This window comes from Rothia nasimurium, assembly GCF_928381415.1.
GTDB lineage: Bacteria > Actinomycetota > Actinomycetes > Actinomycetales > Micrococcaceae > Rothia > Rothia nasimurium_H.
In genome coordinates, this window is the sequence record NZ_CAKMSF010000005.1 from 154,516 (window position 1) to 175,719 (window position 21,204).

A 21,204-nucleotide genomic window follows, 5' to 3' on the forward strand; every position below is an offset into this window, starting at 1 on the left:
ATCTAGGGGATGTGTGAGGTGGCGGTATCGTCCTCAAGTGATAGCAGACGAAGGGGGCGCAGAGCCCGCACCTCTTCTTTAAGAATACCGGCTGTGGGCGGTTTTGGGGCGGGGTAGTGGGCTTGTGGGGTCTGGGTCACCGAGCCGATGTGCCCTTGGCTATACCTCTTGTATTTGCCCAAGAGTAACGTCATAAACGCGTAACATTAATTCTCTGCCTTGCAGATAGCAGGTATAGGCTCTATAAATACGCTTTTTCTTGATACCGAAAGGAACCACCATGGCAGGCTTTACCACTCGCGCCATTCACGCCGTCCACTCCAACGAAGAGCAGGCCGTCGTGCCCCCCATCTACACCGCCTCCACCTTCGGCCAGCCCACCGACGGCACCGAAGGCCCCTTCGAATACCAGCGCGGCGGCAACCCCACCCGCTCCAAGGCAGAAACCACCCTCGCCGCCATCGAGGGTGCCGAGCACGCCTTCCTCTACGGCTCCGGCATGGCAGCCACCGCCGCCGCCATGGGAATCCTGGAACACGGCCAGACCCTACTCATGGGCATGCCCGTCTACGGCGGCAACTACCGATTCGTCACCATCGAACTGCCCAAGCGCGGAGTCGCGCACGAACTGGTCTACGACCTCACCACCCTCTCCGACGCCCACTTTGAAGGCAAGAACGTGGGCATGGTCTTCATTGAGACCCCCTCCAACCCCACCCTGCGCGTCACCGACATCAAGAAGGTCGCCGAGCTGGCCCATCGCCACGGGGCCCTACTGGTCGTCGATAACACCGTCATGACCCCCTACCTGCAAAAGCCCCTGGAACTGGGCGCCGACATCGTCGTGCAGTCAGCCACCAAGTACCTGGCCGGTCACGGTGACCTGCTCGCGGGCGTCGCCATCACCAACGACGCCGACCTGGCCGACAAGCTCTTCAAGGCCCAGCTGATTTCTGGCGGCGTGCTCTCACCCATCGACTCCTACCGTCTGCTGCAGAACGTCAAGACCCTGGCCCTGCGCATGGAGCGCCAGCAGGCCAACGCCGACGTCCTCATCGAGGCCGTCGCCGCCCACCCCGCCGTCGACACCGTCTACTTCCCCGGCTCCTACAGCGCCGAAGAAGCTAAGATCCAGGCCGAACAGGCCACCGGCAAGGGCGCCCTCTTCTCCTTCACCGTCAAGGAGGGCTACGACATCAAGGCCTTCCTCGATGCCCTGCAGGTCTTCACCTTCGCTGTCTCCCTCGGCGGCATCGAATCCCTGGTCTGCCTGCCCACCACCATGACCCAGGGCGCCTACTCCCAAGAAGACCGCGATGACGCCGGCCTCACTACCCGCCTGGTGCGCGTAGCCGTCGGCATCGAGGACGTCGACGACCTGCGCGCAGACATCATCAGCGCCCTCGACGCCGCCTAAGCCTTCCCCACAACAAACACAATCACCGAAAGGTAAACCCATGCAGAACATCACTCGCCGTACCGCGCTCTCCGCAGCTGGCGCGTCCGCCCTTGCCCTGGCCCTGGCTGCCTGCGGCTCCTCCTCATCTACCACCTCTGACTCCTCTGCCGCAGCCGATAAGCTGCAGGCCATCAAGGACGCCGGTAAGATCCGCATCGGCTTCGAGGGCACCTTCGCCCCCTGGAACTACCACAACGAAGCCGGCGAACTCGTCGGCATGGAAAAGGAAATCGGTGACCTCATCGCCGCCGACCTCGGCGTCACCGCCGAATACACCGAAACCCCCTGGGACTCCCTGATCGCCGGTGTCGACGCCGACCGCTACGACATCGTCATCAACAACGTCTCACCCACCGAAGAGCGCAAGCAGAAGTACGACTTCTCCAACCCCTACGTCGCCTCAGAGGGCAAGGTCGCCGTCCTGCAGGACTCAGAACTGCAGACCATCGCCGACCTCAACGGCGCCACCGCAGCCTCATCAGAGACCTCTAACTTCCGCACCCTGCTCGAAGAAGCAGGCGCCCAGATGACCATCGTTACCGGCTTCGACGAAGCCATCGAACAGGTACTCACCGGCCGCGTGGACGCCTGCGGTAACGACGCCGTCACCTTCGCCTACTATCAGGAACAGCACCCCGACGCCCCCATCCGCCTGCTCGACGGCGTACTCGGCGACGCCTCCGAATCAGCAATCCTGATGCCCAAGGGCGCAACCACCCTGCAGACCGCCATCAACGAATCCATCGCCAAGCACCTGGAGAACGGCGACTTCAAGGCCATCTACGAAAAGTACGTTGGCATCGACCTCAGCCCCAAGGCCTAACCCGGCCCCGGCAAGCCGAACCCCGGCGTCCGAACCGAAAGTAACCCGTAGAACACTATGGACCGCTACCTAGAACTCTGGGCACAATCCCTGCCCTCCCTGCTGCTGGCCACCGTGCAGGTGACCATCCCGCTGACCCTCATCTCCTTCGTCCTCGCGCTGGTACTGGGTCTGCTGGCCACCGCTGCCCGCAACCTCAGCCGCTACAACCCGCTCAACTGGCTAGCCACAGCCTTCGTGTGGTTCTTCCGCGGCACCCCGCTTCTAGTGCAGCTCTTCCTGGTGTTCTACGGGCTACCCCGCGTCGGCATTACCCTCGACACCTGGCCCGCCGCCATCATCGCGCTGAGTCTCAACACCGGCGCCTACGTGGCCGAAACCTTCCGCTCAGCCTACGCCTCCATTCCGCGCGGCCAGTTCGAAGCCGCCCGCACCCTCAACTTCACCAAGATGCAGACCCTGCGCCACGTCGTCATCCCGCAGGCTACCCGCATCGCCCTACCCCCGCTGGGCAACGACCTGATCGACCTGGTCAAGGGCACCTCCCTGGTATCGGTCATCTCCATGGTCGACCTTTTCCAGTCCGGCAAGCAGGTCGCCGCCCGCACCTTCGAACCGCTGGCCATGTACCTTGAAGTAGCCGCCATCTACCTGGTCATCTTCACCCTTCTCTCCATCGCCCAGCGCGCCCTTGAAAAGCGCACCAGCCGTTACATAAGGACAGCCAATGCTTAGCCTGAAGAACCTCACCAAAAGCTTCGGCGAGAACACCATTCTGCGCGACATCTCCCTCGACCTCGAAAACGGCGAAACCACGGTCATTCTCGGGCCCTCCGGTTCGGGTAAGTCCACCCTGCTGCGCTGCCTGAACCTGCTCGAAACCCCCGAGTCCGGCGTCCTGGCCATCGAGGGCGACTCGGTGGATTTCGCCGCTGGCCTGAGTGACGAGCAGGTGCGTACCATCCGCAAGCACTCGGCCATGGTCTTCCAGAACTTCAACCTCTTCCCCCACTACACCGCCGAGCAGAACGTGGCGCTGGCCCCGGTGCTCAACGGCAAGATGGGTAAGGACGCCGCCGCCCAGCTCGCGCGTGACCTGCTGGAGAAGGTGGGGTTGGGGCATAAGGCAGACTCCTACCCCGATAACCTTTCAGGCGGCCAGCAGCAGCGCGTCGCCATCGCCCGCGCCCTGGCTGTTGCCCCCGACTACCTGCTCTTTGACGAGCCCACCTCTGCTCTTGACCCCGAGCTCGAAGCCGAGGTTATTCGTGTGCTCATCGACCTGGCCCGCGAAAAGCGCTCCCTGGTAGTTGTTACCCACAATATGGCCTTTGCCCGCCGGGTTGCCGACCGTATCGTCTTCCTCGACGGCGGCAGCGTGCTCTACAACGGTGCCCCCGAAGCCTTCTTCGCCTCCGACAACGAACGCATCCAGCGCTTCCTGCAGATCTTCGAGATGACGGACTACCGTATCTAGGTTGCCGGGGCGCTAGGGGCGGTCTGCGCTCCGGGAGCCGACTTCACCCCGTCCTTTCTCTCTTCACCCCGAGATAATCACTAGGGTGAAGAGAAAAAGGATGGGGTGATTTTTTACTACCAGAGGAGCTTAGAAGACTATCGGTAAATTGTTGAGCGGTGACCAACATCGAGAGCAATAACTTGCATCTGCTGATCTTCAAATTTTACGAGTACTCGAAAATTTCCTACACGATAACGCCACAGGCCAACCTTGTCAGCTGTCAGCGCTTTTCCCCGGTCCCTCGGATTATCTAACTGAACTACCTGGTCAAGGTAAGTCTTAATTCTACGAATATCCGGCTTATCGAGCTTTCTAATCGATCGTTCAAACTCTTTTGCCAGTACTAATTGCCAGGCCACATTCAGACCCCGAGTTCATCCCACAATTCCTGGGCAGGGCGGGTCTCACGGCCGTCTGCCTCGAATCGTGCCAACGCCTGCTGTGCCCATACCTGTTCTTCCTGCTGTTCAAGATAATCAAGTACAGCAGAACGCACTAGCTCTTCGGTGCTCGTGCCAAGGGCGGAAGAAAGACTCTGTAGTTGTGCCTCTTCAGTAGCTGTAAACTCAACATGCACGGTCATAGGTTCTCTCCTTACTGTGCTTTCCAGTATGGCAAACGGCTGTACTTTCAACAATAGGATATTGTTCTGGGCTTGCTTTCTGTGATGAAGAAGCTGGGAGTATTTTCAGGGATAAGTGCACGGTAAAGTTTTGCCCATGACCACCGCTTTTACTTTTTCAGTAGGTCTGGTGCCTAGCCAGCAGGAACTGGTAGATCTCTATACCTCTGTTGGGTGGAGTGCTTACACCGACCACCCTGAAGACCTGGTGCCCATGTGCACCGGTAGCCTTTACCTGGCGGTAGCCCGCGAGGAGACTACCGGCCGACTCGCCGGGCTGGTGCGGGTCGTCGGCGATGGGGTCAGCATTAGCTATATTCAAGATTTACTCATTAACCCGGACTTTCAGAAGTCCGGCCTTGGTTCCCGCCTGCTCGACATGGCGCTGGCTGCCGTCGGCGGCGTCCGCCAGGTCTACATCACCACAGACACCCACCCTAGCAACCAGCACGTGATTGACCTTTACCGGGGTAGGGGCTTCAACCCCGTCGAGGGCTACGGCTGCGTGACCCTGGCGAAATTTACCTTTGATGAGGTTAAAGGGGTGAATGCTACACCCTAAGCCCGCCCCTCGCGGTGGGCTCGGGCTGTTTCTTCGTCGATAATCCGCATCTCCTGGGTCAGCGGGGCTCCGGGCACCCACCGGTCGCGCGAAGCCGGGCGGCGGCGTCCTAACCGCAAACGTGGCCGGGGCACCTTGAGCTGAACCGGCTCCGGCAGCTGCCAGCGGCGCCACCGCGCCAAAATACCCATGACCAGGCAGGTCACAATAGAAAGAGCCATGCCCAGCACCTGCTGGTCCCACAAAACCACGCACAGGGCAACCTCAGAAGCCCCCACAAAAGCCACCGTGGCATAGAGCGGGCTCCCACCCAGAATCGCCGGAATACGGTTGACCATAATATCGCGCAGAGCCCCACCGCCCACAGCTGTCACCACACCCAGGGCAATCGCCGGCAGCCAGTGCAGACCCAGGGCGAGGGCCTTGATGGTTCCGGTGGCGGTCCAACAGCCCATGCCCAGAAAATCCGCCACGAGCAGGGTGCGGTCAGCCCAATGGGACCCAAAATCCATCAGATAGGCCAGGGCCGCAGACCCCAGCGCAGCCACCCAATAGTAGCTATCGGTCAGAGCAACGGGAAAACCGGTATCAAGCAAAACATCGCGAATAATGCCCCCGCCCATCGCCGTAATGACCGAGAAAATAATGAACCCCACAATATCGAAACGGTGGGCGCGAGCAACCGCCCCACCCAACAGACCGTTGGTGACAATAGCGGCAACATCAATCACACGGAACCAGGTTTCTGGCTCAAAATCAAAAGGGGGCATTTACTCGGTCCACTCGCCGCCCGGCACCAGGGGGTAGCGCTCGCGCAGCTGCGCCTGCTTGCTCACCGGCGGAATGTAGACCCAGGCGGTGACCGGCTCACCGGCGTCCGTCACCACCTCGGCCAGCACCCGGTTGTAGAGGTTGTCATCGTGCACAGGACGCGCGGGGTCGGTCCCCTCAAGCTCATCGAGGGATGCAGCAACGGCCTCCCAGTCGGCGGGGTCTACAAAGACCAGGGTGCCGCGCACCACCGGGGCGTCCTGCCCGGCGGCGTCGCTGCCGACCGATGCGGACGCCGGGAGCAGGTAGGGGTAGGAGCCGTTCGTGACCAGCTCGTAGCCGGTAATAGTCGCATCGGTGCGGTTGGAATCAGCCCCGCGGAACCAGCGATTATTGCTCATACCGGGGCGCAGGGTGCCGTAAACGAAAACGGGGTGGTGGGCTGTCATGCATCTATCGTACCCATCGGGTTTATTGAAGGCGTAGGTGAAGCAGGCTCGCAGCGAAGCTGCTGGCTCGGCGGCTGGCGTGAATCGCTTGTGAGCGTTAGCGAACCAGCGAGAGGGTCGGCAGCGAGCGCGAGCCTGCTTCACCTATTCGCTTACTTGAGCACCGTCGGCACGAACCGGCAGTAACCGTCGGTAATTGCCCCGTCTGATTCGCGCACGCCGAAGCCCACGGAGCGTCCGCCCACCACCCAGGCCCCGATGACGGGGTAGTTGGGTTCGCCGGCGTCCCCGGTGAAGTTGGGCGGCTGCACGTACTGCTGGTAGATGTACTCGTGGTCGGCGGCGGTTTCGGTCATGTAGCCGTCGGTGTGGGCAACCTGCACCCCGTGGGTCGGGGCGTTCACTACGATACCGTCGCCCTCCCGCCCAAAGATGGGTTTCTTGACCCAGTTGGTGAAGCCGTGGCCGGGCGACAAGGACGCCGGCAGCAGCAGTGGGTGCCCCGGGTAGAGTTCCCAGAGGGCTACCATTAGCACCTTGTTGGAGAGGAACATTTTCCAGGCCGGTTCAAACCAGTTCTCCATGGCAGCGTAGCCGCCCTCGAAGAGGACCTGCCCGTAGGCGTCCTCAACCATGTCTTCCCAGGGGTAGAGCTTGAAGAGGTTGTGCACCTGCCGGTCGTGGTGATCGAGCCAGATGCGGCGGTCAGCGTCCCAGTAGAGGTCGTCGATGCGCATGATGTGGGTTTCCCAGCCCGCCATGTGCGCGGCGTGGGCTACGACCTTGAGGTTTTCAATGTCCTCGCCGAGCTCGTCGATGTCTTCGTTCACGCAGGCCAGGTGTAGCACCGGGTACTTGACGCGCTGGCGGATCTGCGCCCAGCGGGCGACAAAGGCGTTACCCAGGTCGTTCCACTCTTTGAAGCCGCGCAGATCCAGACGCTGGTCGTTGAACCAGGTGGACTGGCTGACTGCCGCCTCCACCAGGCCGGTGGGGGTATCTGCGTTGTATTCCAGAATTTTGAGCGCGTGAGTCTCGGGGTTGTAGACAAAATCAAAGCGGCCGTAGAAGTCGTATTCGTGCCAGCGCCAGGAATCAATCGCCAGTTTCAGCGCAGCGTCGCTGAGCCCCAGCTTGTACTTGAGGGGGCCGGCAATGATGTGGTCGATGGCCGCAACGCACATGCGGTGGGCCTCTTCGATCTGCTCCTGCAGCCAGAGGGCTTCAGCCACGGTGAACTCGTAGGCAGCAAATTCGTTCCAGTAGTGGTCGGTGTCGTCGGGGCCTTCGAGCGAATAGATTAGCCCCTCAGTGGCGATAGTCTGCTCCCAGTTATGGCGGCCCAGGGGGAAGGACAGTCGTCTCATCTGCCTTAGCCTCCCTTGGTTCCGCCGCCGGTCTTCGACCCGCCGCCAAAGCCGCCGCGACTCTTCTTGGTGGTGGTGTCTTTCTTGGCATCCTGGTTGAAACCGCCGTAGGAGTCCCCGCTCTGGCTCGACTTCACCTGCGAGTTCTCCACGGTATAAGAGCTCTTTGACTCGCGGAAAGACTCGGCAAACCCGCCGCCCTGCGAAGGCAGGTTACGGAAGATCGTGCCATCGGACGGGCGGCTCTCCGAACCGCCTGCCACCTTCTCACCCACCTTGGGCAGGGTCGACGACGAAGAATAGGGAACCCAGTAGGAGCGCCCGGTGCCGCCTGCGCCGCCACCGCCTCCGCTGGAACCTGAGCCGCTGCCGTCCTCGCACTCGGAGTTCTCGAGGCGCTGCCCGGTACCGGGGTCGTAGCAAATCTCGGCGTACTCCTTGGAACTGCCGCTGATCTGCGAACTGGTGGAGGAACGTCCGCCCTGCTTCTGCGACGACGAGGACGAGCCGCCCATCAGGGGCGCAACACGAGTCGGGGCGGCGTGGTTGGTGGCGCCAATACCGATGATGGCTGCCCCGCCCGCAAGCAGGGCAAGCACGGTCTTGGTCGCGCGTGAGAACCTTGGCATGAAATCTCCCGATGGTAGGTGAGTGTGTTCCCTCCCTATTTTAGGACGGGTAGGCGCTCACCTGCGCAAAGGGGCGCCCGCGGGGCGGGCAGGCGGACGCGGACGCGCGGGGCGGTTCGGGTGCCTTTAGCGGGTTGCCAGCACCTGGGCGATAGCTTCGAGAGCTTCCTCGTTCTGCAGGGAGGAGGTATCGCCCAGTGACCGGCCCTGGTAGAGCTCCCCGAGCAGGCGGCGGGTAATCTTGCCCGACCGGGTCTTAGGAATATCAGCCACCGCAATGACGTCCTTGGGCTTGGCAATCGGCCCAATCTCGTGGCGGATATGCTCGGTTAGCGCCGCCTTCAACTCTTCGGCGCTCAGGGCGCGGCCGGCCTCAGACAGGGTCACATAGGCAACCGCCTGGTGGCCGGTCAGCTCGTCCTCCACCGGGCAGACCCCGGCCTCCACCACAGCCTCATGCGTAACCAGGGCAGACTCAATCTCAATGGTCGACAGGCGGTGGCCCGAAATGTTAATGACATCGTCGATACGGCCCAGAATATAGACATCGCCCTCGTCATCGACCTTGGCGCCGTCACCGGCCAAGAACCAGCCGCGCTCGCCGTAGTGCCGCCAGTAGGAATCTAGGTAGCGCTGGGGGTTGCCCCAGACCGTGCGGGCCATGGAGGGGCCAATCTTATCGACCACAATGAAGCCCTGCAGGCCGGGCTCAACGTCGGCCCCGTGCTCATCGACCACGCGGGTTGAGATACCCGGAACCGCCCGGGTCGCGCAGCCGGGCTTGGATGCCGTGTGGGGTGCGTCGTCCGCGAAGGTGCCAGCGGGCGCGAACTGGGGGTCGTGCGGACGCGGCGAGCAGACGGTCGAGCCCGTCTCGGACTGCCACCAGGTATCGATGAAGGACGCGGTGCCCCCGCCCACATGCGTCCGCAGCCACCGCCAGGCCTCGGGGTTGATGGACTCACCCACCGACCCCAGCAGGCGCACAGATGAGAGGTCGTACTTGCCCGCCGGCGGGCCGTCAGGGAAGGCACCCATGAGGGAGCGAATCAGGGTGGGGGCCGTGTAATAGTTGGTGACCCCGTAGCGTTCAATCACCTCGAAGTGGCGCTCAAAGGTGGGGGTATTGGGGGTGCCCTCGTAAATGACCTCGGTGACGCCGTTGAGCAGCGGCCCGTAGATTTCGTAGGTGTGGGCGGTGACCCAGGCCAGGTCGGCGGTGCACCAGTGAACGGTGTTCTCAACCTTGGCGGGGTCGTTGACGGTTGCCAGTTCGTCCACGCGGCGCTGGCCCTGCTCGTCCTCAATTTCGGGGAGCAGGTCGAAGAGCAGGGCGTGGGTGTAGGCCACCTGGGTCAGGTAGCCAGCGGACGTGTGCACCAGACCCTTGGGCTTACCGGTGGTACCCGAGGTGTAGATGATAAAGAGGGGGGTCTCAGCGTCAAAGAGCTGGTAGTCGTGGGTGTCGGGCAGGTCATCGACCAGGTCGTGGTACCAGATGTCGCGGCCCTCAGTCCAGGGCACGGCGGCGTGGGCTTCGGGGGTGCCAGCGGTGCGGTCAATGACGATCACGTGCTCGATGTTGTTCTCACCCGAGCAGGCCTCATCGGCGGTAGCCTTGACCGGCACGACGGTTCCGCGGCGGTTCTGCCCGTCGGTGGTGATGAGCACCTTAGCGCCGGTATCTTCCACCCGGAACTTCAGGGCCTCGGCGGAGAAACCTCCAAAAACCAGGGAGTGGATAGCGCCAATACGGGCACAGGCCAGAGTGAAGATGATGGTTTCGGGAATCACCGGCAGGTAAATCACCACACGGTCACCCTTGCCGACGCCCAGCTTCTCCAGGCCGTGGGCTGCTTTGGCAATATGGCGCTGCAACTCAGCGTAGGTGATAGCCTCGCGGTCACCGGGTTCACCTTCGAAGTAGAGGGCCACCTTATCGCCCTTACCCGCTTCGACGTGGCGGTCTACGCAGTTGTAGGCAACGTTGAGCTTGCCGCCCTCGAACCACTTAATCTCGGGCACGGTGAACTGCTCGATACCCTCATCATCGAGGCCCAGGCTCTGCGGCTTGGCGAAGGTGTGGGGGTTGGCTTCGTCAAACATCTCACCCCAGGTCAGGCGGGCTTTAGCCTGGTCAGCCCAGAATTGGATTCGGGCCTTATCTGAGATGAGCGCCGGGTTGGGCGTGGGATTGAAGGGGTCGGTGTACACGAAGTCGGCAGGTGCGCCCAAGGGTATCTCCCATCGGTAGCTGGCTGTAGCACCGGCGCCGGTTCTCGCAGGACGCCCGTGGGCGGCTTGTTCGGCGTGGTTGCTGCGATCGTCGTAGAGCCAGGTCTCTCGTATCGCTCGTGATGGACAAAATCTCTTTCAGGGTAAGCACCTGCGAGCCACTGCTACTAAACCGTGACGCCCCTTAACGTTTATGACGCCGCGTGACGCGCGTCCGTCCGCCTGCTTCGTCCCCGAATGTAACCGAAACCTTCATCTGCGCGTTCAAAGAACATGCACATGAAGGTTTTGACGACATTCGCCGAGCACACGCCACGTTACCGCACCCCGGCATTGACCAAAAGGATGCGTAAATTTTCCGGGTGATGCACGATGTCTTCCCACTGCACCCTAATGACCCGGTACCCGAGTTTCTCAAGGTCACGGTGGCGTCTTTTCTCAGCGCGGATAGCTGCCCCAGGGTCGCCGTAGGTGCCATCATATTTGACGTAACCGTCGACTTCTAAGATGAGTTTGAGCTCTTCCCACAGAAAGTCGGGGCGGTAGTAGGAACTCCCCACCCAAATGGTTGCCTGTTCCTTGGGCGGGGTGAACCCCCACATCGCAATTCGATAGCGGGTCACCGTTTCCGCAGGAGATTCTGAGCGTTCGCTCATGAGACGGCTGACCTCACGCGCGTTTTTGACCCCTTTGCAACGTAAACCCGTGATGCTACTGGTGAAATCAGAAGCGGCGATGAGTCCTTGGTTGAGAAAAAAGTCCACGATACACAGGGCATCAAGTATGGGCAGAGTCAGCGCACAGTCGACTGCTGTTTGTAGGGGAGGAGTGACAAAAGCTCCTTGATGGAAGACAGCAGATGAGCACTCTGTCTTTCGGGCACGGCTGACATGGACTTTTGGGGTAGAGCGGACGGTCTCCATTGGATGGCTGACCCAAATTTTGCGGGGGAGCCGCAGTAGGGGCGCATCCCACCAGAGTGCTGCAGATACATGACTGAGCACGAAGTCTGATCTGGTTTTGAGAAACCCTACGTGTTGGGCGATGCAGCGGGCGCGGGCGTCCCAGCTGTTCCAGGTGGAGGTCTTGATGTAGGCTCCGTGGCAGATGCGACGAAGGGTTCCGCCCTGACACGCCCTGGTGATGCTTGAGGACGACTTCCCGAGATGGCGCAGCTCCGTAGAGGTTTTTACTTCGGTAAAGAATTGTTCCATGCCATGAATGTCTCCTATAGTTTCGTCCATGACAAGGGGTTATATATAAATTGTGGATAACTCGGGGTGTTTTGTGTGGGTTTATACCTCTATGCGTTTGTATGACGCTTGAAGGGCTGTTTTCCACAGGGGAGCTTCACCAGTGCTGTAGGTAGCCAAAAGCTTCATCTGCGTGTTCAAAGAACATGCAGATGAAGCTTTCGGTTACATTCACGGATGGTCGCGCCCTCGCCCCTCAACCCGGCGCGTCCGCCCACCTCGTCTTCTAGTTGCTGGGGAACCGGGCCTTGACCCAGCGTTCGAACACACCCAGCAGGGCGTCGGTGATTTTACCCAGGATAGCGAGTAGCACGATGGCCAGGAGCAGGCGGTCGGTGCGGCCGTTGTTCTGGGAGTCGGTGAGTAGGAAGCCCAGCCCCATCGAAGCACCAAGCAGTTCGGCGGCGACCAGGAAGAGCCAGGCCTGCGCCAGGGCCAGCCTCAGACCCGAGACCACAGCGGGTAGAACGGCAGGTAGCTGCACGGTGGTAAAGAGGTTGATGCCGCGGACGCCGAAGGTGCGGGCCGCTTCAACCAGCTTGGGGTCCACGTGGGCTAGGGCCGCCGAGACGGTGGTGTAGACGGGGAAGAAGGCGCCGATAGCGATGAGGGTGACCTTGGAGTTTTCACCGATGCCGATCCAGAGCAGCAGCAGGGGCACCCAGGCCAGCGACGGTACAGCGCGTAGGGCGCCGATAGTGGGGGCGGCGAGCACCTGGGCCCAGCGGGAGAGCCCTACCCAGGCTCCGAGCAGCAGCCCCAAGAGAGCGCCGATGCTGAAGCCCAGTACCACGCGCTGGGTTGAGATTGCGACGTGCAGGCCGAGCTGGCCGCGTCCTGCCAGATCGAGGGCGGCAGCAACCACCTTGGAGGGGGCGGGGAGCTGAACTGCGCTGAAGACCCCGGCGGTGCTCAGGTACTGCCAGAGCGCCAGAAGAATCAGGGGCAGCAGGGCGCCGAGCCAGGGTGCCCAGCGGCGGGTGAGCAGGGGGCGGCGGGGTACCTTCGCGGACGCCGGTGTTTCGGTGCGCGCCAGACGGCGGCGGGTTGCCGGTTGGGTGGTGAGATCAGAGGTAACTGACATGATTACTCAGCCACCAGGGTTGAAATGCGGGCGGGGTCGGCCTTCTGGGCAAAGGTATCGTTGACGATGCTGCCCAGGGCGGTGTCTACTTCGTCTTGTGAGGCAACGTCGCCGGATTCAACCAGGTAGGGGCCGACCTTCTCCAGCACGGCGAGCTGCTTGTCGCCGGGTACGTTATCGATATCGAGGTAGGTGCGGTCCCAGACGACCTGGGCGGTTTCAAGCTCAATTCCGGAGCCGTCCGCCAGAATCTGCACGGCCTCTTCTTCGTTGGCGAGTGCCCAGTCGCGGGCGTATTCGTAGACGTCAACGATGGTCTGGGCGGCTTCGGGGTCGCTCTCGATGAAGTCCTCGGTGGCGTTCAGGAAGCCGTAGGTGTTGAAGTCGACGTTGCGGTAGAAGAGGGTGTTGCCGTCCTCAATTTCGGCGCTGGCCATGATGGGGTCAAGGCCGCTCCAGGCGTCTACGATGCCCTGGTTGAGGGCGGTGCGGCCGTCGGCGTGCTGCAGCTGCTCGATGGTGACCTCATCGGGTGATACTCCTGCTTCTTCAAGAGCTTGGAGCAGGAAGAAGTAGGGGTCGGTGCCCTTGGTGACGGCTACCTTTTTACCGGCCAGATCTTTCACCGATGAGATACTGGTGTTGGTGCGGGTCACCAGAGCGGGCCACTCGGGCTGGGAGTAGAGGTCAATCACCTGAATGGGGGAGCCGTTAGAGCGAGCCAGCAGGGCAGCTGAGCCCGCGGTGGAACCCACGTCAATCGCACCGGAGCGCAGGGCCTCGTTAGCCTTGTTCGAACCGGCTGACTGTACCCATTCGACGTCCTTACCCTGCTCTTGTAGGGCGGTCTCAAGCCAGCCCTTTTCCTTGATAATCAGGGAGAGCGGGTTGTAGGTGGCGTAGTCGATGGTGACGGTGGTGTCGCCCGCTGCGGCAGAAGTATCGGCGGTAGAAGCGTTTTCCCCTGCCAGGCACCCGGTCAGTAGTAGGGTGCCGGTTGCGAGCAGGGCAGAGGTGGTGGTGAGACGAGAAATGAGTGACATGTGTGTTCCTAGTGTTCTTCAACGCCGAGTTCGGCCAAAAGTTCTTTACGCAGGGACGATAGTGCGGGGTTGCCGCGGTCGCGCGGGCGGTGATCGGGCACCTCAACGATGCGGGCAATCGTCGCGGGTGCGGCGGGGCCTGGCTTACCCAGCACAATCACCCGGTCTGAGAGGTAGAGGGCCTCTTCCACATCGTGGGTGACCAGCAGGACGGTGGCCGGGTCGTGGGCATGAATATCGAGCAGCAGATCCTGCATGTTGATGCGGGTGAGGGCATCAAGGGCGCCGAAGGGCTCATCGAGCAGAAGGACGCCGGGGTTCCGCGCCAGCGCCCGTGCCAGGGAGGCGCGCTGAGCCATGCCACCGGAAATCTCACGGGGGCGGTGCTGGGCGTAGTCTGCCAGCCCCACGACGTCCAGAAGGCGGGCAACCTGCTCGCGGGCAACGTCCTTGGGGGTACCCTTGGGCAGACCTAGCGCCACGTTCTTCTCAACGGTGCGCCAGGGCAGCAGACGCGGCTCCTGGAAACCAATAGCCACACGGGAATCGAGACCCCGTACCGGGCTGCCGTCAATCGTGACGGTACCGGCGGTCGCTGTCCCCAGGCCTGCAGCAGCCCGTAAGAGGGTCGACTTGCCGCAGCCCGAGGAACCAATAATCGAAATAATCTCACCGGGGTAGGCGGTAAACGACACGTTTTCAAGGACGGTGCGGGTCTCCCCGCGCTCACCGATAAAGGTCTTGCCAACGGCATTGAAGTCGATTTCGCAGGCGGTGAGGGTGGTGGGGGTGCGTTCTAGCGTGGGTGCGCTCATGCTTTCTCCATCGTCTCTTGGCGTTAGCACCGACCCCTGGTGTAGGGAGGTTGCTGCGACGTCGTTGAGCCAAGTCTCTCGGTCGCTCTGGATGGTTAACGCTTTCAACGCTAGGGGCGTTTGTTGGGACTGGGCAAGAGTATGACGCGGTATTTCGGCCGGTTACGAGTGTGACGCTGTGGGTAAAACTGACCGAAACTCGCCGGCGTCCGTAACAGAGCTCAACACGCGCCACAATGTGAAACGTAGCCTCAGATGCTTGCACCTGGGCAGGCCGGGCGGGCTACACTAAATCTCAAGATCAAGAGTCCCAACGTCAAGCTCTGGCTAGTTGGGCGGCAACCCTCTCCCGTAGCGGGGTGCCCCAGATGAGGATCAGGCAGTAATGCAAGTACGGCGCAACCAGGCGCCACCTTCGCGAAGGCTCGGTGCCTTTTACTTTGGGTAAGGACGCCGGTGGCAGCACGGGCGCGGAGGGCCAAGCACCACCTGTGAAAGGGCCCGGTTCATGACCGAGAAGAAGCGCATCGTCGTCAACGCCTTCGATATGACTACCACCAGCCACCAGAGCTTTGGCCTGTGGCGTCACCCCCGTAACCGGGCGGATGAGTACAACACCATTAAGTACTGGACCGACCTGGCCAAGGTCTGCGAGAAGGGTCTGTTCGACGCTGTCTTTATCGCTGACGTGGTGGGTGTCTACGATGTCTACAAGGATTCAGTAGCTCCCGTACTGAAGGACGGCGCCCAGGTTCCTGTGGGTGACCCCTTCCTGCAGATTTCTGCTATGGCCGCTGTAACCGAGCACCTGGGCTTTGGCGTGACCGCCGCTGTGACCTACAACCAGCCCTATACTCTGGCCCGTTCCTACTCCACCCTGGATCACCTGACCGGTGGTCGCGTGGGCTTCAATGTGGTGACCTCCTACCTTCAGTCTGCTGCTGAGAACCAGGGTCTGCCCGGTCAGATTGAGCACGATGAGCGGTACGAGATTGCCGAAGAGTTCCTCGACGTCTGCTACAAGCTGTGGGAAGGCTCTTGGGAGGACGGCTCTGTGCCCCGCGACCGTGAAAACGGTGTCTTTGCTGACCCCTCTAAGGTTCACCCCATCCTGCACAAGGGCAAGTACTTCCAGGTGCCCGGCATCGCCCTGACCGAGCCTTCACCCCAGCGCACCCCCGTGATTTTCCAGGCCGGTGCGTCCTCCCGCGGTCAGGCTTTCTCGGGCCAGCACGCCGAGGCTATCTTCATTACCGCCCTGCGTCCCCACCTGACCAAGGTTCTGACCGAGCGTATCCGTTCTGAGGCTGAAAAGGCCGGCCGCAAGCGCGATGACGTGAAGATTCTGGCGATGCTCTCCGTTGTTGTGGACGAGACCGACGAGAAGGCCCAGGCCAAGTACGCCGAGTACCTCAAGTACCAGAATGTTGAGGCTTCCCAGGGCATCATCGGCGGCTGGAGCGGCCTTGACCTGGACCAGTTCGATGAGGACGAGGCCCTCAAGTACGTTGAGACCGAGTCGATTCAGTCCTTCCTGACCCCCTTTACCCTGCAGGATAAGGAGAAGGAGTGGACCCGCAAGGACATCGCCGAGCACTGCGCCACCGGCGGCATGGGTGCGGTTTTGGTGGGTTCCCCCCAGACTGTTGCCGATGAGCTGGAGAAGTGGATTGACGAGGGCGGCCTGGACGGCATCAACCTGGCTTACCACGTTTCCCCTGGCTCCTTTGAGGACTTCGTTGAGTTCGTTGTTCCCGAGCTGCAGAAGCGCGGCCGCTACCGCACCGCTTATGAGGGTTCCACCCTGCGTGAGAGCCTCTTCGGTGAGGGCAACAAGTACGTGGACGAGCGCCACCCGGCCGCCAAGTACCGCGGCGCCTACGCGGGTAAGCCGTCGGCTGCCGACACCCCGGCCCGTGACTTCCTCAAGCTGGCGCTTGAGAACGCTGAGAAGGCTGAGGCCGCAGGCCACTAGTTCTTAGAGCTGTAAGGACGCCGCCCCGCACCTTCCTGCCAACGGGCAGGGGAGTGCGGGGCGGCGTCCTTACATGGGGGCGTTCTGGCTATTCTTTTCTGAGAAGTTTGAAGCTCGGCAAGATATCTTTATCTACTTATTCGCATCGTCGATGGAACGGTTAAAGGTATCAAGGAAGCTATCCGCATCGATTTTCCAAGCTCCCTCCTCATAGGTGAAGCTAGTACCGTCAAACAACGCTACGAGAGCACCTTCAGCAGCAGCCGTGACGCTTTCAGGAACCGACGTGCTTGTGGATGTCTCTGTTTCAGTTAGAAAAGAATCTGTGCTGGTCGTTGCGGTCCGTTCACCAAATTCAACTTTATTGAGGTCAACCGTGATGGATTCAATGATTGCAGTGTCCAGGCCAGAGAACATTGACCCAACAAAAGTATTCATAAGACTGAGAGCAACATCTTCTCCCTCAGTCAGACCAGATCGTTCGAAGAGGTCATAGGTAGGGTCAATTCCGCGACTGTACTCTAGTAACTTCTGGCGATCATCGGCGCTCAACGTATCGATAGCTTTACCGAGGTCTTTGAGATTTTCAGCGTCTTCGCCGCCCTCAGCTTTGTCGATGATGGCTTGAATATCATCTGGCATATTATGCAAAGAGCCAGCTTCTCTTGCCTTCATGAAGTAGTTCTTGATAGCAGGTTCCAGCTGGCGCTTCTGTTCTTCAGTGAGGTTAATGGCAGCCCCTACTGATTCCACAGAAGATGACGTTGAGTCAGAGGCCTCCTGCGCGGCTCCGCAACCCGCAAAGGCCATTGAACCTATCAAAAAAGCAGAAGCCAGAGTGGTTTTCGAGTAGTAGGGTGTCATGGGCATCTCTCCTTACTCGTTCATTTGTGCGTTTAATAAGTATACCTAGCTTCTGGATAAATGTAACCCGTACTACATTTTTAGTAGATAAATATTAAGGCAAGGACGCCGCCCCGCACCTTCCTGCCAACGGGCAGGGGAGTGCGGGGCGGCGTCCTTATCTTCTTTATGCCGTGCCGACGGTTAGAGCAGGGCGCTCCACAGGCGGCATAGGTTTTCGGCAACCTTCTGGTGGTTGGGGCGGTTGACCCACTCGTCGTAGCGCAGGTGCTTGCAGCGGGAGATGTAGTCCCGGGCTACGCCTTCGAGTTCCTGCACCATAGCCTTGCCCACGATAAAAGTGGAGACCTCAAAGTTGAGGGCGAAGGAGCGGGGGTCCATGTTGGAGGAGCCGATGAAGGTGATTTCGTCGTCCACAATCATGAACTTGGAGTGCAGAACGGTGGGGCCGGGGTACTGCTGAATGTTCACACCCGAGCGGAGCAGCTGCTCGTAGTAGGAGCGCTGCCCCATAATCGGCAGGAACTGGTCGCCCTTCTCGCAGACGATCAGGGTCACGTCGATACCCGAGAGTGCCATGTTGGTTAGGGCCTGCAGCAGGGTTTCTTCGGGTACGAAGTAGGGGGAGCAGATGATGATGCGTTCTTCTGCGTTGTAAATCAGGTGGTTGATCAGGCGCAGGTTGTTTTCGGTTTCGAAACCGGGGCCAGAAGGCACGATTTGGGCGAGCGGACGCTGGCCCTCCTGCCCTGCCTCTTCGTTGGCTTCGATGTCGGCGTCGATTTCATCGAGCAGGAGTTCCTTGGTTTCGGCGTACCAGTCAGAGACGAAAACCGCGTTGAGCTCGTGCACCACGGGGCCGGTGCAGAAGAAGGAGAGGTCCTTCCACTCTAGGCCCTTTTTGATGTTGCCCTTGAGGTTGTAGGTGCTATCGATGGCATTCTGGGAGCCGGAGAAAGCCAGCTCTCCATCGATGACCACAATCTTGCGGTGGTTACGCAGGTCGGGGCGCTGCCACTGGCCCTTCCAGGGCTTGAGGGGGAGCATGAGCCGCCAGGGCACCCCTGCATCGTTGAGCTTGCGCTGGAGTTCCTTCCAGCGGGGGTACTTGCGGGACCCGATATGGTCGATGAGCACGTGGACCGCTACACCGCGCTGGTGGGCGCGCACCAGGGCGTCCCAGAGGGGCTCGGTGGTGCTATCGAGGGCGGTGATGTAGAACTCGAAGTGAACGTACTTCTTAGCCTGGTCGATCTTTTTGGCGATTTCCTGCAGGGCTGCGTTGTTGTCGTGGCGCAGCTCGAAGTCGTTGCCGCCAATCAGGGGCAGAGCGCCGAGCTTGTAGTTGAGGTTAGCTGCCACCCGTGCAGGCTCAGAGAGCTCCGGGTCGCCCAGCACGGCGTCGTCCCCCTCGATGGAGTCTTTAATAATCTGGTTCATGCTGCGCTGGCGGCTGCGGCGGTGCCGGGGCACCAGGTTTGAACCAAAAATTAAGAAAGCAAACAGGCCCACGAAGGGAATAAAGAAAATCGCCATCAGCCAGCCCAGCGCAACCACGGGTTTGCGGTTGTAGGGCAGCCAGAAAATAACGGTGATGCGGATGAGGATATCGATAACGACCAGGGTTATCGAGAGCCAATCCGGCAGGTTCGTGATATCGAGAAAAGGTAGGCTGAAGTTCACCTTTCTAAGTCTACCCGGGGTCCGAGTGCGGGGTGGGGCTTGTCCACATAGTCAGAAAGCTCTCTACGCGCGATGCTCGTACCCTGCCCGTAATATCTCACCTAGCTTAGGTTCTCCGCACCTCTGCAATAGACTGGTGGTGTGAAGAAACCCGAGAAGTCCGTGCGCCAGCAGCGCCGGGAGCGAACCCACACCGCGATTCACGAGGCCGCACTCAAGCTTGTGCTTGAGAAGGGCCTCAAAGCCACCACTACCGACGAAATCGCTGAAGCTGCCGGGGTGAGCCCCCGCACCCTCTTCAACTATTTCGCCAGTAAAGAGGACGCTGTGCTGGGCCTGCGCGCCCCCGTCATTACCGATGACATTCTGCAGCGCGATGCTGCCCGCCAGGACCTCTATATTTTTGAGCGCGTCGCCCACCTGATGCTCGACATCATGGTCGCATCGGTCGACAGCCCCACCTACCCGCAGGTGCGCCCCCTGGTGCAGGAATACCCGGAGCTGCGCTACCGCCTGAAAACTCACCATATCGAGTGTGAAAAGACCCTGGCTGACCTGCTGCGCACCGTCAACTGGGTGGAGTTCAGCGCGAGCGGACGCCGCGGCCCCTGGCCCTACCTGCCTGAAAGTGAAGCCGGAGAAGGGGCCTCAGAACCCCGCCTGCGTGCAGCCCTCTGTATCACTTCGGCCCTGCTCCGCTATATGGACTACACTCGCGGTGTGCCCGAGAGCACTGAACGTGATGAGATAATCCGCGAGGCCGTGCAGACCTTCCGCCACCTGCTGCGCGAGGACTAGCCGCGACCCCGTCCGTCATGCTGCGTCACGGGTAGGCCTGGCAGGGCCCTGCGGGGGTAAAGTGGCTAGTGGGTGCCCCCGCGCCTGACACTTGGAACAAAGGAGTACACCATGAAGATTCTTCTGCCCACATCAATCACCCTTGACCAGAGCGCCCTGGGCGCTGAAGCCGGCGATGAGCTGGTCAGCTACGACCCCACCGTCAACATCGACCCCGAACATCACGACGCCGATGTGCTGGTGGCATGGGGCAACACCAACGACCAGCTCAAGGACGCCGCCGCCCACCTTCAGCAGGTAGAGCTGGTCCAGGCGCTGCTGGCAGGCCCCGACCAGGCCCGCGCCGCGGGCTTCCGCCCCGAGGCCGTCATCGCCTCCGGCAGCGGCCTGCACTCAAAGACCGTTGCCGAACACACCCTGGCCCTGGCCCTGAACTTTGTACGCTTCCTGCCCACCCTGGCCGAGCACCAGGCACAGAAGAACTGGGCCACCGAACTCGGCGGCCCCCAGGAACTCCACCCCGCCGACCAGGTCACCACCCTGCTCGGCGCCAAGGTCACCATCTGGGGCTTTGGCTCTATCGGCCAGGCAACCGCCCGCCTCTTCGACGCCTTCGGCGCCGACGTCACCGGTATCGCCCGCTCAGCAGGCGAGCGCGCGGGCTTCCCCGTGGTCGCCACCGACGACATCGACTCGGTCCTAGAAACCACCGACATCCTGGTCATGATTCTGCCCAACTCCGAGGAAACCAAGAACTCCCTTGACGCAGCCCGTCTGGCCAAGCTGCCTCAGCGGGCTTACGTCATTAACGTCGGCCGCGGCCCCACCGTCAACGAAGCTGACCTGATTGAAGCCCTCAACTCAGGGAGCATCGCCGGTGCCGCCATCGACGTGGTGGTCGAAGAACCCCTGCCCTCCAGCGACCCCCTGTGGGATGCCAAGAACATCATCATCACCCCCCACTCAGCGGGCGGCCGCCCCGTCGAGCCCGAAGCCCTCATCAAGCAGAACCTGCAGGCCCTGCGCGATGCCCGCGCGGGTAAGGACGCCGACTGGCGCAACAAGATGAATTAGGGGAGTGGAGTTAAGGGGTAGGTTAGGGCGCAACGTCCGCCGACCCTCTCACTCCTCGCCTGGCGGCTCGTCGTGATTCACGCCAGCCCCGAGCCAGCGGACGTAGCGCCCTACCCCACCCCTGACCTGAACCGGCTAAGCGTGGGGAATGCAAAGGACGTGCTAGAAGCCAGCTGGCT

21 protein-coding genes and 2 riboswitches are annotated in these 21,204 nt (G+C 61.1%); of the genes, 8 read left to right on the forward strand and 13 right to left on the reverse strand.

The window, feature by feature from the left end:
- Positions 1-280 precede the first annotated feature (280 nt).
- The 4 genes from L7A20_RS07145 to L7A20_RS07160 are packed head-to-tail and all read left to right on the forward strand — an operon-like array spanning position 281 to position 3,759.
- Positions 281-1,417, forward strand: a complete 1,137-nt coding sequence (locus tag L7A20_RS07145; protein WP_237222925.1) for a trans-sulfuration enzyme family protein — start codon at positions 281-283, stop codon at positions 1,415-1,417.
- A 40-nt stretch (positions 1,418-1,457) separates the two neighbouring features.
- A complete protein-coding gene (locus L7A20_RS07150; RefSeq protein WP_237222926.1) occupies positions 1,458-2,282 on the forward strand; it encodes a transporter substrate-binding domain-containing protein in 825 nt (274 codons plus the stop codon).
- Positions 2,283-2,339: 57 nt separating this feature from the next.
- Positions 2,340-3,017, forward strand: coding sequence for an amino acid ABC transporter permease (locus L7A20_RS07155; protein WP_237222927.1), 678 nt, complete (start codon positions 2,340-2,342; stop codon positions 3,015-3,017).
- On the forward strand, positions 3,010-3,759 hold the full coding sequence (locus L7A20_RS07160; protein WP_237198707.1) for an amino acid ABC transporter ATP-binding protein: 750 nt from the start codon (positions 3,010-3,012) through the stop codon (positions 3,757-3,759). Before L7A20_RS07155 ends, L7A20_RS07160 begins: the two co-directional genes overlap by 8 nt.
- A gap of 137 nt (positions 3,760-3,896) precedes the next feature.
- On the opposite strand, the gene L7A20_RS12115 is transcribed toward L7A20_RS07160, so the two are convergent.
- Together L7A20_RS12115 and L7A20_RS07165 are read right to left on the reverse strand one after the other, a co-directional pair.
- Entirely contained in the window at positions 3,897-4,160 is a 264-nt protein-coding gene (locus tag L7A20_RS12115; protein ID WP_283489840.1) for a type II toxin-antitoxin system RelE family toxin, read from the reverse strand.
- Positions 4,161-4,162: 2 nt separating this feature from the next.
- Positions 4,163-4,384: a DUF6290 family protein gene (locus L7A20_RS07165; protein WP_237186906.1), complete on the reverse strand. Its 222-nt coding sequence runs from the start codon at positions 4,382-4,384 to the stop codon at positions 4,163-4,165.
- 136 nt (positions 4,385-4,520) lie between these two features.
- Between L7A20_RS07165 and L7A20_RS07170 the strand changes: the two genes are divergently transcribed.
- On the forward strand, positions 4,521-4,985 hold the full coding sequence (locus L7A20_RS07170; RefSeq protein ID WP_237222928.1) for a GNAT family N-acetyltransferase: 465 nt from the start codon (positions 4,521-4,523) through the stop codon (positions 4,983-4,985).
- On the opposite strand, the gene L7A20_RS07175 is transcribed toward L7A20_RS07170, so the two are convergent.
- The 9 genes from L7A20_RS07175 to L7A20_RS07215 all read right to left on the reverse strand — a co-directional run bounded on the left by L7A20_RS07175 (position 4,982) and on the right by L7A20_RS07215 (position 14,631).
- Positions 4,982-5,755, reverse strand: a complete 774-nt coding sequence (locus L7A20_RS07175; protein WP_237222929.1) for a trimeric intracellular cation channel family protein — start codon at positions 5,753-5,755, stop codon at positions 4,982-4,984. The genes L7A20_RS07170 and L7A20_RS07175 overlap by 4 nt on opposite strands.
- Complete coding sequence (locus L7A20_RS07180; protein ID WP_237207009.1) at positions 5,756-6,205, reverse strand: gamma-glutamylcyclotransferase family protein; 450 nt, start codon at positions 6,203-6,205, stop codon at positions 5,756-5,758.
- Between the two features lie 152 nt (positions 6,206-6,357).
- Positions 6,358-7,572, reverse strand: a complete 1,215-nt coding sequence (locus L7A20_RS07185; protein WP_237222930.1) for a glutathionylspermidine synthase family protein — start codon at positions 7,570-7,572, stop codon at positions 6,358-6,360.
- 5 nt (positions 7,573-7,577) lie between these two features.
- Positions 7,578-8,201, reverse strand: a complete 624-nt coding sequence (locus L7A20_RS07190; protein WP_237222931.1) for a hypothetical protein — start codon at positions 8,199-8,201, stop codon at positions 7,578-7,580.
- Positions 8,202-8,327: 126 nt separating this feature from the next.
- Entirely contained in the window at positions 8,328-10,436 is a 2,109-nt protein-coding gene (locus tag L7A20_RS07195; RefSeq protein WP_237222932.1) for an AMP-binding protein, read from the reverse strand.
- Between the two features lie 317 nt (positions 10,437-10,753).
- Complete coding sequence (locus tag L7A20_RS07200; RefSeq protein ID WP_237222933.1) at positions 10,754-11,650, reverse strand: type IV toxin-antitoxin system AbiEi family antitoxin domain-containing protein; 897 nt, start codon at positions 11,648-11,650, stop codon at positions 10,754-10,756.
- Positions 11,651-11,915: 265 nt separating this feature from the next.
- Entirely contained in the window at positions 11,916-12,773 is an 858-nt protein-coding gene (locus L7A20_RS07205; RefSeq protein ID WP_237222934.1) for an ABC transporter permease, read from the reverse strand.
- 2 nt (positions 12,774-12,775) lie between these two features.
- Positions 12,776-13,816, reverse strand: a complete 1,041-nt coding sequence (locus tag L7A20_RS07210; protein WP_237222935.1) for an aliphatic sulfonate ABC transporter substrate-binding protein — start codon at positions 13,814-13,816, stop codon at positions 12,776-12,778.
- Positions 13,817-13,824: 8 nt separating this feature from the next.
- Positions 13,825-14,631: an ABC transporter ATP-binding protein gene (locus L7A20_RS07215; RefSeq protein ID WP_237222936.1), complete on the reverse strand. Its 807-nt coding sequence runs from the start codon at positions 14,629-14,631 to the stop codon at positions 13,825-13,827.
- A gap of 4 nt (positions 14,632-14,635) precedes the next feature.
- A riboswitch (SAM riboswitch) is annotated at positions 14,636-14,729 on the reverse strand.
- A gap of 201 nt (positions 14,730-14,930) precedes the next feature.
- Positions 14,931-15,031, forward strand: a riboswitch (SAM riboswitch).
- 108 nt (positions 15,032-15,139) lie between these two features.
- Here L7A20_RS07215 and L7A20_RS07220 point away from each other — a divergent pair.
- On the forward strand, positions 15,140-16,606 hold the full coding sequence (locus tag L7A20_RS07220; RefSeq protein WP_237222937.1) for an LLM class flavin-dependent oxidoreductase: 1,467 nt from the start codon (positions 15,140-15,142) through the stop codon (positions 16,604-16,606).
- Between the two features lie 132 nt (positions 16,607-16,738).
- Here the strand turns inward: L7A20_RS07220 and L7A20_RS07225 are convergent, their stop codons facing one another.
- Both L7A20_RS07225 and cls read right to left on the reverse strand, forming a co-directional pair.
- Positions 16,739-17,470, reverse strand: coding sequence for a hypothetical protein (locus tag L7A20_RS07225; RefSeq protein ID WP_237222938.1), 732 nt, complete (start codon positions 17,468-17,470; stop codon positions 16,739-16,741).
- A 183-nt stretch (positions 17,471-17,653) separates the two neighbouring features.
- On the reverse strand, positions 17,654-19,153 hold the full coding sequence (gene cls / locus L7A20_RS07230) for a cardiolipin synthase (protein ID WP_237222939.1): 1,500 nt from the start codon (positions 19,151-19,153) through the stop codon (positions 17,654-17,656).
- Positions 19,154-19,294: 141 nt separating this feature from the next.
- Between cls and L7A20_RS07235 the strand changes: the two genes are divergently transcribed.
- A complete protein-coding gene (locus tag L7A20_RS07235; protein WP_237186917.1) occupies positions 19,295-19,951 on the forward strand; it encodes a TetR/AcrR family transcriptional regulator in 657 nt (218 codons plus the stop codon).
- 111 nt (positions 19,952-20,062) lie between these two features.
- The gene (locus L7A20_RS07240) at positions 20,063-21,025 is read left to right on the forward strand and encodes a phosphoglycerate dehydrogenase (protein ID WP_237222940.1); all 963 of its coding nucleotides are present in this window, start codon (positions 20,063-20,065) and stop codon (positions 21,023-21,025) included.
- Positions 21,026-21,204: the final 179 nt, after the last annotated feature.

Coding starts and splice junctions, on each gene's coding strand:
- L7A20_RS07185 (WP_237222930.1), bottom strand. CDS start 7,572: ATGAGACGACTGTCCTTCCCCCTGGGCCGCCATAACTGGGAGCAGACT.
- L7A20_RS07225 (WP_237222938.1), bottom strand. CDS start 17,470: ATGACACCCTACTACTCGAAAACCACTCTGGCTTCTGCTTTTTTGATA.
- L7A20_RS07210 (WP_237222935.1), bottom strand. CDS start 13,816: ATGTCACTCATTTCTCGTCTCACCACCACCTCTGCCCTGCTCGCAACC.
- L7A20_RS07170 (WP_237222928.1), top strand. CDS start 4,521: ATGACCACCGCTTTTACTTTTTCAGTAGGTCTGGTGCCTAGCCAGCAG.
- L7A20_RS07175 (WP_237222929.1), bottom strand. CDS start 5,755: ATGCCCCCTTTTGATTTTGAGCCAGAAACCTGGTTCCGTGTGATTGAT.
- L7A20_RS07155 (WP_237222927.1), top strand. CDS start 2,340: ATGGACCGCTACCTAGAACTCTGGGCACAATCCCTGCCCTCCCTGCTG.
- L7A20_RS07160 (WP_237198707.1), top strand. CDS start 3,010: ATGCTTAGCCTGAAGAACCTCACCAAAAGCTTCGGCGAGAACACCATT.
- L7A20_RS07240 (WP_237222940.1), top strand. CDS start 20,063: ATGAAGATTCTTCTGCCCACATCAATCACCCTTGACCAGAGCGCCCTG.
- L7A20_RS07215 (WP_237222936.1), bottom strand. CDS start 14,631: ATGAGCGCACCCACGCTAGAACGCACCCCCACCACCCTCACCGCCTGC.
- L7A20_RS07150 (WP_237222926.1), top strand. CDS start 1,458: ATGCAGAACATCACTCGCCGTACCGCGCTCTCCGCAGCTGGCGCGTCC.
- L7A20_RS07190 (WP_237222931.1), bottom strand. CDS start 8,201: ATGCCAAGGTTCTCACGCGCGACCAAGACCGTGCTTGCCCTGCTTGCG.
- L7A20_RS07205 (WP_237222934.1), bottom strand. CDS start 12,773: ATGTCAGTTACCTCTGATCTCACCACCCAACCGGCAACCCGCCGCCGT.
- L7A20_RS07145 (WP_237222925.1), top strand. CDS start 281: ATGGCAGGCTTTACCACTCGCGCCATTCACGCCGTCCACTCCAACGAA.
- L7A20_RS07200 (WP_237222933.1), bottom strand. CDS start 11,650: ATGGAACAATTCTTTACCGAAGTAAAAACCTCTACGGAGCTGCGCCAT.
- L7A20_RS07220 (WP_237222937.1), top strand. CDS start 15,140: ATGACCGAGAAGAAGCGCATCGTCGTCAACGCCTTCGATATGACTACC.
- L7A20_RS07180 (WP_237207009.1), bottom strand. CDS start 6,205: ATGACAGCCCACCACCCCGTTTTCGTTTACGGCACCCTGCGCCCCGGT.
- L7A20_RS07165 (WP_237186906.1), bottom strand. CDS start 4,384: ATGACCGTGCATGTTGAGTTTACAGCTACTGAAGAGGCACAACTACAG.